Origin of the sequence: Lachnobacterium bovis, from assembly GCF_900111325.1 — a bacterium.
In the GTDB taxonomy this organism is placed as follows: domain Bacteria; phylum Bacillota; class Clostridia; order Lachnospirales; family Lachnospiraceae; genus Roseburia; species Roseburia bovis_A.
Window position 1 is genome coordinate 105,604 of sequence record NZ_FOGW01000006.1, and the last position, 13,376, is coordinate 118,979.

Genomic DNA, 13,376 nt, shown 5'->3' on the forward strand with positions numbered 1-13,376 from the left:
GCTAAAAAATGGAAAAGAGAGTTATTTCAACAAAAATACAAGAAGAGGATGTAAAAATTGAAAAAACTCTTAGACCACAGACATTAGATGATTATGTGGGACAAGAGAAAATAAAAAATAATTTAAAAATATATATTGAAGCTGCAAAACAACGTGGAGAGGCACTAGATCATGTTTTATTTTATGGCCCTCCAGGTTTAGGTAAAACTACATTAGCGAACATTATTGCAAATGAAATGGGTACAAATATCAAAGTTACTTCAGGTCCTGCAATTGCTAAACCAGGTGAAATGGCTGCTATTTTAAATAATCTTTCAGAAGGAGACGTCTTGTTTGTGGATGAAATTCATAGATTGAATAAGCAAGTCGAAGAAGTTTTGTATCCTGCAATGGAAGATTTTACAATTGATGTTGTTATTGGTAAAGGAGAATCAGCTAGATCAATTCGTTTAGAATTACCTCATTTTACTTTGGTTGGAGCAACTACAAGGGCAGGTATGCTTTCAGCACCATTAAGAGATAGATTTGGTGTTGTAAGTCATATGGAATATTATAATGTTGATGAATTAAAATCTATTATAATTGCTTCTGCTTCGAAATTAGAAGTAGGGATTGATGAAGAAGGAGCTTTTGAGTTGGCAAGACGATCAAGAGGTACACCTAGATTAGCGAATCGTTTGCTTAAAAGAGTAAGAGATTTTGCAGAGGTTAAATATGATGGAATTATCACATATGATGTTGCAACGTTTGCACTAGATTTATTAGAAGTTGATAAATATGGTCTAGATAAAAATGACAGAAATATTTTAATGACAATAATAGAAAAATTTAGTGGAGGTCCAGTTGGAATAGAGACATTAGCTGCATCATTAGGTGAAGATTCAGGAACTATTGAAGATGTTTATGAACCATATCTTGTAAAGAATGGCTTTATAGTTAGAACACCTAAAGGTCGTGTTGCAACGGATTTAGTGTATGAACACTTTGGTATTGAAAGATGTTGTTAATTTAATACATATTAACATAATTAATTAAATCTAGATTCAAATATATCACATATTATTTATATGTGATATAATTGTTTAAGAAAATTTTTTTAACAAGTATATCAAATAATGTTAATGTTAAATCAAATAAAATATTAGTTTGGGGGAATAATATGTCAGCAAAAACAAGTGCAGAAGTAGTTATTGGCGGAAAAGTTTATACTTTATGTGGTTACGAAGAGGAGGAATATCTTCAAAAGGTAGCTATTTATATCAATAATAAGATACAAGAATTAGAAGAAAATGAAGATATTAAAAGACTTTCAAATCAAATGAAATCTACATTATTAGAATTAAATATTGCAGATGATTACTTTAAAGCCAAAGATTTAGCACAAAAGTTAGAAAACAATATGGAAGCAAAAGAGAAAGAAGTATACGATTTAAAACATATTTTAATTTCAAATCAAAAGAAATCTGATGAAGATAAAGAAACAATCAAGAGATTACAAGCAGAAAATAAAGAGCTCTTGTTAAATAAAGAACGTTTAGAGAAAGCTCTAGAAGAGCAACTTTTAGATAATGAAAATCAAAATGATTAATGTTTAAATTAAAATATGTTTTATCAATTCGTAAACACTTTTCTTATATTTATGAGGTGAAAATTTTATAATGAATAGAAACAGGATGGAACTATTAGCACCAGCTGGTTCACTTGAAATCTTTAAGGCAGTTATCAGGGCAGGTGCTGATGCTGTATATGTTGGAGGAAGCGCTTTTGGAGCAAGAGCTTATGCCAATAATTTCTCGCAGGAAGAAATGTTTGAAGCAATAGATTATGCTCATGTACGTGATAGAAAAGTGTATATGACGGTTAATACATTAATGAAAAATAAGGAACTTAATGAGAAATTAATTGACTTTTTAGAACCTTATTATGAGCATGGTTTAGATGCAGTTATTGTGCAGGACTTAGGAGCAATTAGTCTTATAAGGGAGAATTTTCCTGATTTGCCAATACATGCAAGTACTCAGACAACAGTGACAGGTGTAGATGGTGCTAAATTTATGAAAAATTTAGGCGTAACTAGAGTTGTAACTGCTAGAGAAATGAATTTAGAAGAAATAAAACGAATTCAAGATGAGGTGGGCGTTGAAATTGAAACATTTGCACATGGTGCACTATGTTATTGTTATTCAGGACAATGCTTATTAAGTAGCATGTTAGGAGGTCGTAGTGGTAATAGAGGACGTTGTGCTCAGCCATGTAGACTTCCATATTCCGTTTTAGACAGTAAAAAAGAAGTATATTTAAATGAAAAATTTGTACTTAGTCCAAAGGATCAGGCTTTAATAGAATATTTACCACAAATGATAGAATCAGGCGTTTTTTCATTAAAAATCGAAGGTCGAATGAAACAAGTTACATATGCAGCAGGTGTGGTTTCAATTTATAGAAAATATCTAGATAAAGCGATTGAGTGCATAGAAAATAATGATATTTTATCATATAAAGTTAGCAAAGAAGATTATCAAATGTTATCCGATTTTGGAAATCGTTGTGGTTTTACAGATGGTTATCTTAGAGAACATAACGGAAAAGATATGATTACATTATCAAAACCAAATCATGAGAAAACAAAAGGTGTTTTACAAGATATGGTTATTGAAAAATATGTTGATGCTGAACAATATATTCCAATTAGGGGACAGCTTATTTTGCATAAGGAATCAGAAGCTATTTTAGAAGTTTCAAAAGATGATGTCGTTGTAAAAATTAGTGGAAATGTAGTTGATAGAGCGCAAAATAGACCACTTTTAGAAGAAGATGTACGTAAAAGAATGTGCAAAACAAAAGATACACCATTTCATTTTGAAACAATAAAAATAGATATGGATGATGATATTTTTGTGCCTAATGGAGCTTTAAATCATTTAAGACGCGATGCTTTAAATTGTTTAAAAGACAAGTTATTACAAAATAAGGCTGAAAGAATTGATTTAGAAAAGGTAGCTTATAATACAAAATTAACTAAGACAGATTATTGTAATGAAAGTAAATGCAATGAAATATTTAATAAAAATTCTGTTATCTGTTCAATTGAAAGTAGAACAATGTTAGAATCAGTCATAAATAATAAAATTGTTTCAGAAGTTTATTTAGAAAGTGTTGCATATAACAAAAATAATTTATTAGCTGATATTAGAGAAGATATTTGTAAGCTTAGAAAAAGTGATAAAAAAGCTTATTTTGTTTTGCCAGCAATATATAGATATAACACTTCTAAATTATATGTTGATATTATAAAGAGTCTTGTAGATATGGATATAGATGGATTTGTTGTAAAAAACTATGAGGAATTTGAATATATCTGTGATTTGAGAAGAACTTTAAAGAGTGGTTTTAAAGTGATTTTAGATCATAACATGTATACATATAATGATAATGCGACAAAAGAATTTAATAACTTAGGGGCTGATATTGTTACTGTTCCAATAGAATTAAATAAAAGAGAAATAGCTCAAAGATTTAATGATAATTCGGAGATGATAATTTATGGTTATTATGCTCTTATGACGTCGGCGCAATGTGTTAAGAAGACAACATTAGGTTGTGATAAAAACAAAACGGTGACATTTTTAAAGGACAGATATAATAAGTTGTTTCCTGTAAAAAATTATTGTGATGAATGCTACAATGTGATTTACAATACTTTACCGGTCTATCTTTTAGATAAGCTTGATGAGTTACAAAAAATGAATATCCGTAGAGTAAGACTAAATTTCACTATTGAATCACAAAAAGAAATAACTAAAATTTTAAATGATGTAGAAAAGCGATTAATTGATTTTTCTGCTAAAGATGATATTAGTGTTACAGATTTTACAAGAGGGCACTATAAAAGAGGAGTTGAATAATAATGGAACATTTAGTGATGCTGCTTTCAAAGTATGTAATGATTTTTGTATTTCTTATGTACACATTTGAATGCTTTCATGTTTTTAGATATACAAATAATAAAGAAAAGCAAAGCTCAGTATATAAAAAGCAAAGAAGAAAAATTTTTATATTACATTTCTTGGGCTTTTTAGTGATTTTTATATCGACATTAAATCCATTTATTATTGGATTTTATTTGATGCAATTAGTATTATTTAATGGTATTTTTTTGATTTATAAACTTTTTTACAAAAAAGCATCAGAGTTATTGTTAAATAATATGTGTATGTTTTTGAGTATTAGTTTTATTATTCTAACAAGAATATCAGTTGAAAAGGCAGTGAAGCAATTTTTTATCTTACTAGTTTCTGCGTGCTTTTCACTTTTAATACCGTTAACAATTAGAAATGTAAAATTTTTTCGTAAGTTCACATGGCTATACGCAGCGGTTGGATTAGTAGCTTTACTCGTTATATTATTAGCAGGTAGAACAAGTTATGGTGCTAAATTATCTGTTTCAATATTAGGATTTTCATTTCAAGCATCGGAATTTGTAAAAATTTCATTTGTTTTTTTCATTGCATCAATGTTGGAAAAAGGTGTGGATCGAAAAAAAATGATTATTACAACCTCAATAGCGGCATTACATGTATTGGTGTTGATTGCATCGAAGGATTTGGGAAGTGCGTTTATTTTCTTTATGACGTATACAATGATGATTTATGTTGCAACTGAAAATGAATTATATCTATTGGGAGGATTTGTTTCTACTTTTTTAGGCTTATTCGTTGCTTCGCAATTGTTTAATCATGTTAAACAAAGAGTAGTTGCTTGGCAAAACCCACTCAGTGTAATTGATAAAGAAGGATATCAAATATGTCAATCATTATTTGCAATAGGTACAGGAGGCTGGTTTGGCCTAGGATTGTGTCAAGGAAGACCAGATAAAATTCCGGTTGTTGTTCAGGATTTTATTTTTGCAGCAATATCAGAAGAATTAGGTGGAGTTTTTGCGTTATGCATAATAATGGTTTGCATAAGTTGTTTATTAATGATTTTAAATATATCCATTGAAATGAAGGATTCATTTTACCAAATGGTGGCATTAGGCTTAGGTACAACGTATGCAATCCAAGTGTTTTTGACTATTGGTGGAGTCACTAAGTTTATTCCATCAACAGGTGTAACTTTGCCATTATTAAGTTATGGTGGAAGTTCATTGCTTTCGACTATGATAATATTTGGTATAATTCAAGGATTATATATAATTCATTATGACAGATATATAGACAAGAATGACAAAGGTGGAGGAACCAAAAAAGTATTAAAGCCATTTGATGGAGGTGAAGTTTCAGGTGAGTCTAAATATACACTTGAAGAATATGATTAAAAAAAATGATGATACGAATGAAACAGTCACTAAAAAGAAAAAAACAAACAGGCAGTATACAGTTGTTATGTATGTTTTCTTTTTTATGTTTTTGTGTTTAATGGGATATTTTTTATATTTTCAAATTGTTTTGAGCGAAAAATATGTAAATTGCCCATATAATTCACTACAAAATATTGTGGCAGAACGCGTAGATAAGGGAAAAATACTAACAAGTGATGGAAAAGTATTAGCTGAGACACAAATTTTAAGCAATGGTGAACGAAGAAGAGTTTATCCATATGACAATTTATTTGCACACGTTGTTGGCTTTAATTCACATGGAAAATCTGGATTAGAAGGCAAGGAAAATACGAAACTGACAAAAACACATGATATTATGTTTAATCAGTTATATAATGAGGTTACACAGAAAAAAAATAAAGGTGATAATATAGTCACAACTTTAGATTATGATGTGCAAAAATTGGCTTATGACGGATTAGGCAATTATGACGGCTCAGTTATAGTTATGCAGCCATCTACTGGAAAGATTTTAGCAGTTGTTTCAAAACCGGATTTCAATCCAAATTTAATAGATGAACAATGGAAAAATTTGGTGGAAAGTTCGGATTCTGTTTTATATAATAGAGCAACACAAGGAAAATACACACCAGGTTCTGTATTTAAGATTTTTACTACATTAGAATATTATAATGAGAATAAGATGTCGTACAATGAATTTAAGTATCGTTGTAGAGGTGGAGAGGCTGCATCAAACGGATATATTTTGCATGACGCAGGAAACGAAAGACACGGTTTAGTAAATTTAAAAAGTGCTTTTGCAGAATCATGTAATTCAGCATATGCTAACATAGCAAAGGGATTAGATGCTAAGAAATTTAGTAGCTTTTGTAATAAAATGCTCTTTGGTAAAGATTTACCATTGAATTTAGAAACATCAAAAAGTAAATTTTTATTTAAAAGTACTGATTCTGACTTTATTAAAATGAGTACAGGAATTGGTCAAGGAAAAACTTTAGTTTCACCACTTCATATGGTCTTGGTGGCTAGTGCAATTGACAATAATGGTGTTCTTATGAAACCATATCTAGTTGACAAAGTACAAAATCCTTCAGGCGATGTAGTAACGGAGAATAAACCTCAAAGCTATAAAAAATTATTAGATATAGATCAGGCAGAATTAATGCAAAATTATATGCAAGAAGTTGTAAAATCGGGTACAGCGACTAGATTAAGAGGACAATCATATCAGTGTTTTGGAAAAACAGGTACAGCACAGATAGCTGATTCAGTAGATACAACGAATGCGTGGTTTGTCGGATATGGTAAGAAAGAAGGATATGAAGACATAGCTGTAGCTGTTGTTGTCGAGAAGTCTGGTTATGGCAGTAAATATGCCATTCCAGTTGCAAAAAAAATATTTGATAAGTATTTTAATACAAAAAATTAATTATTTGCCTATTAAGTGAAAGTAAGATATACTTAGTTATATATAATGAAAAGTAGGAGAAGAGGATGAGATGGTATAATAATCTATATATTAGTCCATCAGCAAAGAAAAAATCAAAAAAAATAATTTGGAAGATAAAACATAAAGCAGGTTTAATTAATGTATATGTGATTACTTTAGCATCAAATTCAAGTAATTTACTTGATATAATTCCATCAGGTGATCTGTTGTTTTTATCATATCCAAGAGAAAATGTAAAAGTTTTAGGAATTGCAAAGGGATATACGGAAGCATTAGAATTATCATGCAAAATTGTAAAAGAAGTATACGAGAATACTGGTAAGTTTGATGTACACAATTATTTTAAAAATTCCTTTAAGGAGGTCAGCAGATGAGCTTCTTATTGATATTAAAATTTTTACTTAAACTGATAATTATATTATTATGTTTAGTAGTGTTTGTTACTGTTTCGGTTCTATTTTACCCTATTAGATATAAAATTAAGGGAAAAGTAGATACTGAAAATAATAATATATGTGTTGATGGAAAGGTAACATGGTTGTATCACATAGTGAGTGTCTTTTTTCATGTGAAGGAAGTTGATATAAAAAATTTTGACACGGATGTTTATTTGAAAATATTTTTCAAAAAAAAATATTTTTTTTCAACAGAAGATTTAGAAGAAAAAACAGAGGATTTAAAAGAAAATAAAGAAGTTTTAAAAGAACCCAAAGAGGATTCAGAAAATTCAAAAAAATTTGAAGAAAATTCAGAAGAAGAAATTGAATCTTCTGTAACAACAGAAAAAAATGTAAATGATAATGAAAGTTTACAATACAAAACTGATGTGCAAAATGTAAATGAAGCACAAAATGAAAAAAAGGTAAATCTAGTTACAAAAGTAAAGAAGATATTTAGCAATATACTAGGATTTCTTAAGAGAATAAAATACAAATTTAAAAGTTTTATCACGAATAAGAAAAACTCTTCAAATAAGAATACTAGTGCAGTTGGTAAATTATATAAAAAAATTAAAATGATATATAATGATTCTGATTTCAAGTATACATATGCTTTTTTAAAGGAAAAAATTATATTATTATTGAAAATAATTTGTCCTAAAAAAGTTAAGGGATTTGCTGAATTTTCTTTAGCTGAACCAGATAAAACAGCGTTAGTAACTTCATTTTTTACATTATTTCCAGTTTTTTATGCAAAGTCATTTCATATTTATCCAGACTTTAATGCTGAAAAAAAATATGTTTTGGCGGAATTTGAAATGAAAGGTAGTTTCATTCTTTTGAGTATTATTGTTTTATTGCTAAAGGTTTGGTTTAATAAAAAAGTAATGAAGTTTTTAGGTAAAATAAGAAGAGTGTATAATGCATAAAATAATTGCTAAAATATAGGAGAATATATAAATAAAAAGGAAGCGGAGGAAGATAAATGTCGGATAATTCATTTAATAATACTGTAGAATCTTTATTTAAGGGGATGGATAGCTTTATTTCAACTAAAACAGTTGTTGGAGATGCTATTCATATAGGAGATACTATCATTTTACCTTTAGTTGATGTTTCATTTGGAGTTGCTGCAGGTGCTTTTTCTAAAAAGGAATCTGAGAGTGGTGCAGGTAGCATGGGTGGTAAGATAATGCCTAGTGCTGTGCTAGTTATACAAAATGGAACTACTAAATTAGTAAATGTTAAGAATCAAGATGGAATTACAAAGATTTTAGATATGGTTCCGGATTTTGTTAATAAATTTAATGAATCAAGAAAAAATAAAAATGATGCTGAAACCATTGACAATAAAGTAAATGAAGAAGCAAAGACGGAAATGGAAGATATTCTTTCAAAATCTGTAGAGGAAAAATAATAAAGAAAAGTCCCAAACAATAAAATGTTGTTTGGGACTTTTTTGCAGATAAAAATTAATAAGCGATAAATATACCAAAAAAGCTGCTAGATCATATTTCTAACAGCCTTCTTAAAGGATATCATCACTATGCTCTTTCAACTTTACCTGATCTTAAGCAAGAAGCACATACATATAACTTCTTAGATGCTCCATTAACTTTACAACTTACACGTTTGAGGTTAGATTTCCAAACTCTGTTTGATCTTCTATGAGAATGGCTAACTTGATTACCATAATGAACGCCTTTTTCACAAACTGCACATTTTGCCATGATATTGCACCTCCTTGCATCTCACTAAGTTTCACTATCGTCTATATCGGATAGTAAATACTCACAACAAAAATATTTTATCAGATAGAGGGTATTAATGCAAGGAAAAAATTAAAATTTAAAGGAAAAAATATTTTGTTAATAAAAGAATGTTTGCTTTTTAGGAAAAATTAGGTATAATATATTATAACTACGTCATAATTTCATGGAGGTAAGATATGAAAGGGCAAATGGATACCCAATATGGGAAAATTTTGATTGATGATGATGTTATAGCAACATATGCTGGTTCTGTAGCAGTAGAGTGCTTTGGAATCGTTGGTATGGCAGCAGTTAATATGAAGGATGGTCTTGTTAAATTATTAAAAAGAGACTATATGGCTCATGGCATTTCTGTTAATGTTAGCGCCGAGAATAAGATTACAATAGATTTTCATGTTATTATTGCTTATGGTATAAGTATTAATACAGTGTCAGATAACTTAATCGATACAGTAAAATATAAAGTTGAAGAATTTACAGGCATGGAAATTGATAAAATCAATATTTACGTCGAAGGCGTACGTGTTATTGATTAAGGAGGACTATTAAATTGAAAATTACCAGTATTAAAGCAGATTTATTGGCAAAAATGTTTTTAGCTGGAGCTAAGAATTTAGAAGCAAAAAAAGAATGGATTAATGAACTTAATGTATTTCCTGTTCCAGATGGAGATACAGGTACAAATATGTCTATGACTATAATGTCGGCAGCAAGAGCTGTTAGTGAGTTAGATAATCCTACAATGGAAAAACTTGCTAAAGCTATCTCTTCAGGTTCTTTAAGGGGAGCTAGAGGTAACTCAGGTGTTATTTTATCTCAGTTATTTAGAGGATTTTGTAAAGTAATTAAAGAATATGATGAGTTAGATGTTGTTATTTTAAGTGAAGCAGTTCAAAAGGCTGTAGAAACAGCTTATAAGGCTGTAATGAAGCCTAAAGAAGGTACTATTTTAACAGTTGCTAAAGGTGGAGCAGTTAAGGCTGAAGAACTTGCAACAAAAACAGATGATGTAGTAGAATTTGTTTCTGGCGTTATAGAAGAGGCTGAATATGTATTAAGTAAGACACCAGATATGTTACCGGTATTAAAACAGGCAGGTGTTGTTGATTCAGGCGGACAAGGTTTAGTACAGGTCTTAAAAGGTGCATTTGATGCGTTAACAGGAAAAGAAATTGATTATACAATAGAATCAACAGAAAAAGCAAAAACAGCAGATACTGTTAATACTACACAACCACAAGAAGTTGAAATTAAATTTGGATATTGTACAGAATTTATTATTATGTTAAATAATCCAATTTCTGATAAAGAAGAGAAAGCATATAAGTCTTTCCTCGAATCAATTGGTGATTCAATTGTTGTTGTTGCTGACGACGAGATTGTTAAGACTCATGTTCATACAAATGATCCAGGTTTAGCAATTCAAAAAGCATTGACTTTTGGTGCTTTATCAAGAATTAAGATTGATAATATGAGAGAAGAGCATCAAGAGAAATTAATCAAAGATGCTAACAAATTAGCAAAACAACAAGCCGTTGAAGAAAAAGAAGAACCAAAGATGGAGCATAAAGAAGTTGGATTTATTGCTGTTTCTATAGGTGATGGAATTAATGAAATATTAAAAGCACTTGGAACAGATTACATCATTGAAGGTGGCCAGACAATGAATCCAAGTACAGATGATGTATTAAGTGCAATTGAAAAAGTAAATGCAGATACAATATATGTTTTACCAAATAACAAAAACATTATTATGGCTGCAAATCAGGCGGCTTCATTATGTGAGGATAAAGAAATTATTGTTATTCCATCAAAGACAATTCCACAGGGAATTACAGCATTAGTAAATTATGTTGTTGGAGCATCAGCTGAAGAAAATAAAGAAAACATGATGGCTGAAATTGAAAATGTAAAAACAGGACAAGTAACTTATGCTGTTAGAGATACAGAAATAGATGGAAAAGAAATCAAACAAAATGATTTCATGGGTATAGGAGATAAGTCTATTTTATCTGTTGGACAAAATCTTGAAGTTACTACTTTAGAAATGATAGATGAGATGGTAGATGAAGATTCTGCAATTGTTAGTATCTATATTGGTGCTGACGCAAAAGAAGAAGATGCTAATAAGATTGCTGAAGAGATTCAGAAAAAATATTCAGATTTAGAAGTTGAAGTAAATAACGGTGGACAACCAATCTATTATTATATAATTTCAGTAGAATAGTTTTAGGAGCTATATATGGAATTACAAACTTCGATTATAAATATAAAAGGCATTGGACCTAAAACTGAAAATATGTTGAAAAAGATAGGAGTATACACTGTAGGTGATATACTCCTTCATTTTCCTAGAAATTACTTATTGTATCCTAAAGCGCAATTATTAGATAATGAGATTGAACCGAATAAAATTTATGCAATAAGGGCAATTGTATCTAAAACACCTATTGTAAAAAATAATACAAGAATTCCTATTACGTTGTTATATTTATATCATGCTGGAGTTAATATGGAGTGCATATGGTATAGAATGCCATATATTAAGTCTAAATTAATACCAGGGAAGTATATTATTTTTTATGGTAAAATAAAACAAAAAAATAATAGGTTTGTTATGGAACAACCTGATGTTTATACAGAAGAAGAATATGCTAGAATTGAGAACAATTTGACGCCAATATATTCTTTGACTGCAGGACTTTCTAACAAGATGGTTACTAAAACAATTGCAGAAGTCATAAAAAATGATAATTTGTTTATGGATTATTTGCCACAAGATATAAAGGCTAAGTATAATCTATGTGATTATAATTATGCTCTAAAACAAATTCATTTTCCAGATAATATGGATAGCTTAATAGTTGCACGAAAAAGATTAGTTTTTGATGAGTTTTTTATCTTTATTTTAGCCATGCAGTTACAAAAAAGTAGACAAATAAAGGCAAAAAATCATTTCGTTTTCAAAAAAGATGATTTTGTGGAAAAACTTATAAAAAAGCTACCATATGAATTGACAGATGCACAAAAAAGAGCTTTGTCTGAAGTTAGAAATGATCTTAGAAAAGATGTTTCAATGGAAAGATTGATACAAGGTGATGTTGGATCAGGAAAAACTATTGTAGCGTTTTTGGCAATGTGTGAGGCATTTAAAAATGGATATCAGTCTGCAATAATGGCACCGACAGAAGTATTAGCACGACAACATTATGATACTTTTTTAGAATGGTCTACGCTGTTTGGACTTGATATTCCTTTGATTTTATTGACTGGTTCAATGACTGCTAAGCAAAAAAGAGAAGCGTATGATAGTATATTAAATACACCAAATGCAATGATTATTGGAACACATGCTGTGATTCAAGAAAAGGTTGAATATTGTAATTTGGCATTAGTTGTAACTGATGAACAGCATAGATTTGGTGTGCAACAAAGAAGTACTTTTTCAAAAAAGGGAGATCAACCTCATATAATTGTAATGAGTGCAACACCAATTCCTAGAACTTTGGCGATAATTTTGTATGGTGATTTAGACGTATCAATTATCGATGAAGTGCCGGCAAGACGATTGCCAACTAAAAATTGTGTAGTAGATTCGGGTTATAGAAATAAAGCATATGAATTTATTGCTTCACAAGTAAAAATGGGGCATCAAGCATATGTTATATGTCCTTTAGTAGAAGAGTCTGAAAATATGGACGGTGAAAATGTAACTGATTATACTAAAATGATGCAACAACTCTACAAGGATAAGATAAAAGTAGCAATGTTAAATGGAAAGATGAAACCGGCGCAAAAAAATGCAATTATGGAGTCGTTTGCTAAAAATGAAGTACAAGTTTTAGTTTCAACGACAGTAGTTGAAGTAGGTGTAAATGTACCAAATTCTACGGTTATGATGATAGAAAATGCAGATAGATTTGGGCTAGCGCAATTGCATCAATTGAGGGGACGAATTGGTAGAGGAGATGCACAAGGATACTGTATAATGATAAATACTTCGAAAAGTAAAAATGCAAAAAAACGTTTAGAAATTTTAAATAAATCAAACGATGGCTTTTATATTGCAAGCGAAGATTTGAAGTTAAGAGGACCAGGTGATTTCTTTGGAATTCGTCAAAGTGGAGAATTTAATTTTCAATTAGCGGATATTTATCAAGATGCAGATGTATTAAAAAAAGCTGCAGATAGTGTTAATGAAATTCTAGACCAGGATTCTACTTTACAAGAGGATAAAAATAAGAATTTAAAAATATGGTTAGAAAGACACTTAAGTGAAAGTCTTCAGAATATTAATTTATAAAAAAACACTCTATTCTTTTATCGTTTTATATGTATTAAAGGTATAATACATATTGATTTGAATAAAAGAG

Annotated in this window: 12 protein-coding genes; 11 read left to right on the forward strand and 1 reads right to left on the reverse strand. The window is 29.7% G+C overall.

Annotated elements, in window-relative coordinates:
• Positions 1-8 precede the first annotated feature (8 nt).
• From ruvB to BMY79_RS03120, 8 genes are all read left to right on the forward strand, one after another.
• Positions 9-1,007: a Holliday junction branch migration DNA helicase RuvB gene (gene ruvB / locus BMY79_RS03085; RefSeq protein WP_022748073.1), complete on the forward strand. Its 999-nt coding sequence runs from the start codon at positions 9-11 to the stop codon at positions 1,005-1,007.
• A 152-nt stretch (positions 1,008-1,159) separates the two neighbouring features.
• Complete coding sequence (locus tag BMY79_RS03090; protein WP_022748074.1) at positions 1,160-1,588, forward strand: cell division protein ZapA; 429 nt, start codon at positions 1,160-1,162, stop codon at positions 1,586-1,588.
• A 70-nt stretch (positions 1,589-1,658) separates the two neighbouring features.
• Positions 1,659-3,905, forward strand: coding sequence for a U32 family peptidase (locus BMY79_RS03095; protein WP_074730397.1), 2,247 nt, complete (start codon positions 1,659-1,661; stop codon positions 3,903-3,905).
• A 2-nt stretch (positions 3,906-3,907) separates the two neighbouring features.
• On the forward strand, positions 3,908-5,317 hold the full coding sequence (locus tag BMY79_RS03100; RefSeq protein ID WP_074730398.1) for an FtsW/RodA/SpoVE family cell cycle protein: 1,410 nt from the start codon (positions 3,908-3,910) through the stop codon (positions 5,315-5,317).
• Positions 5,283-6,770 carry a peptidoglycan D,D-transpeptidase FtsI family protein gene (locus tag BMY79_RS03105; RefSeq protein WP_177176418.1) on the forward strand — a complete coding sequence of 496 codons (1,488 nt, stop codon included), beginning with the start codon at positions 5,283-5,285 and terminating at the stop codon, positions 6,768-6,770. The genes BMY79_RS03100 and BMY79_RS03105 overlap by 35 nt, the downstream gene beginning before the upstream one ends.
• A 65-nt stretch (positions 6,771-6,835) precedes the next feature.
• On the forward strand, positions 6,836-7,165 hold the full coding sequence (locus BMY79_RS03110) for a hypothetical protein (RefSeq protein WP_074730399.1): 330 nt from the start codon (positions 6,836-6,838) through the stop codon (positions 7,163-7,165).
• Positions 7,162-8,160: a hypothetical protein gene (locus tag BMY79_RS03115; RefSeq protein ID WP_022748081.1), complete on the forward strand. Its 999-nt coding sequence runs from the start codon at positions 7,162-7,164 to the stop codon at positions 8,158-8,160. Before BMY79_RS03110 ends, BMY79_RS03115 begins: the two co-directional genes overlap by 4 nt.
• 56 nt (positions 8,161-8,216) lie before the next feature.
• The gene (locus BMY79_RS03120; RefSeq protein WP_022748083.1) at positions 8,217-8,648 is read left to right on the forward strand and encodes a GerW family sporulation protein; all 432 of its coding nucleotides are present in this window, start codon (positions 8,217-8,219) and stop codon (positions 8,646-8,648) included.
• Between the two features lie 127 nt (positions 8,649-8,775).
• On the opposite strand, the gene rpmB is transcribed toward BMY79_RS03120, so the two are convergent.
• Positions 8,776-8,961, reverse strand: a complete 186-nt coding sequence (rpmB, locus tag BMY79_RS03125) for a 50S ribosomal protein L28 (protein WP_022748084.1) — start codon at positions 8,959-8,961, stop codon at positions 8,776-8,778.
• Positions 8,962-9,179: 218 nt separating this feature from the next.
• On the opposite strand from rpmB, the gene BMY79_RS03130 reads away from it, so the two are divergent.
• The 3 genes from BMY79_RS03130 to recG are packed head-to-tail and all read left to right on the forward strand — an operon-like array spanning position 9,180 to position 13,306.
• Positions 9,180-9,539, forward strand: a complete 360-nt coding sequence (locus tag BMY79_RS03130) for an Asp23/Gls24 family envelope stress response protein (RefSeq protein ID WP_022748086.1) — start codon at positions 9,180-9,182, stop codon at positions 9,537-9,539.
• Between the two features lie 14 nt (positions 9,540-9,553).
• A complete protein-coding gene (locus BMY79_RS03135) occupies positions 9,554-11,230 on the forward strand; it encodes a DAK2 domain-containing protein (protein WP_022748087.1) in 1,677 nt (558 codons plus the stop codon).
• Positions 11,231-11,245: 15 nt separating this feature from the next.
• Complete coding sequence (recG, locus tag BMY79_RS03140) at positions 11,246-13,306, forward strand: ATP-dependent DNA helicase RecG (protein ID WP_022748089.1); 2,061 nt, start codon at positions 11,246-11,248, stop codon at positions 13,304-13,306.
• Positions 13,307-13,376 lie beyond the last annotated feature (70 nt).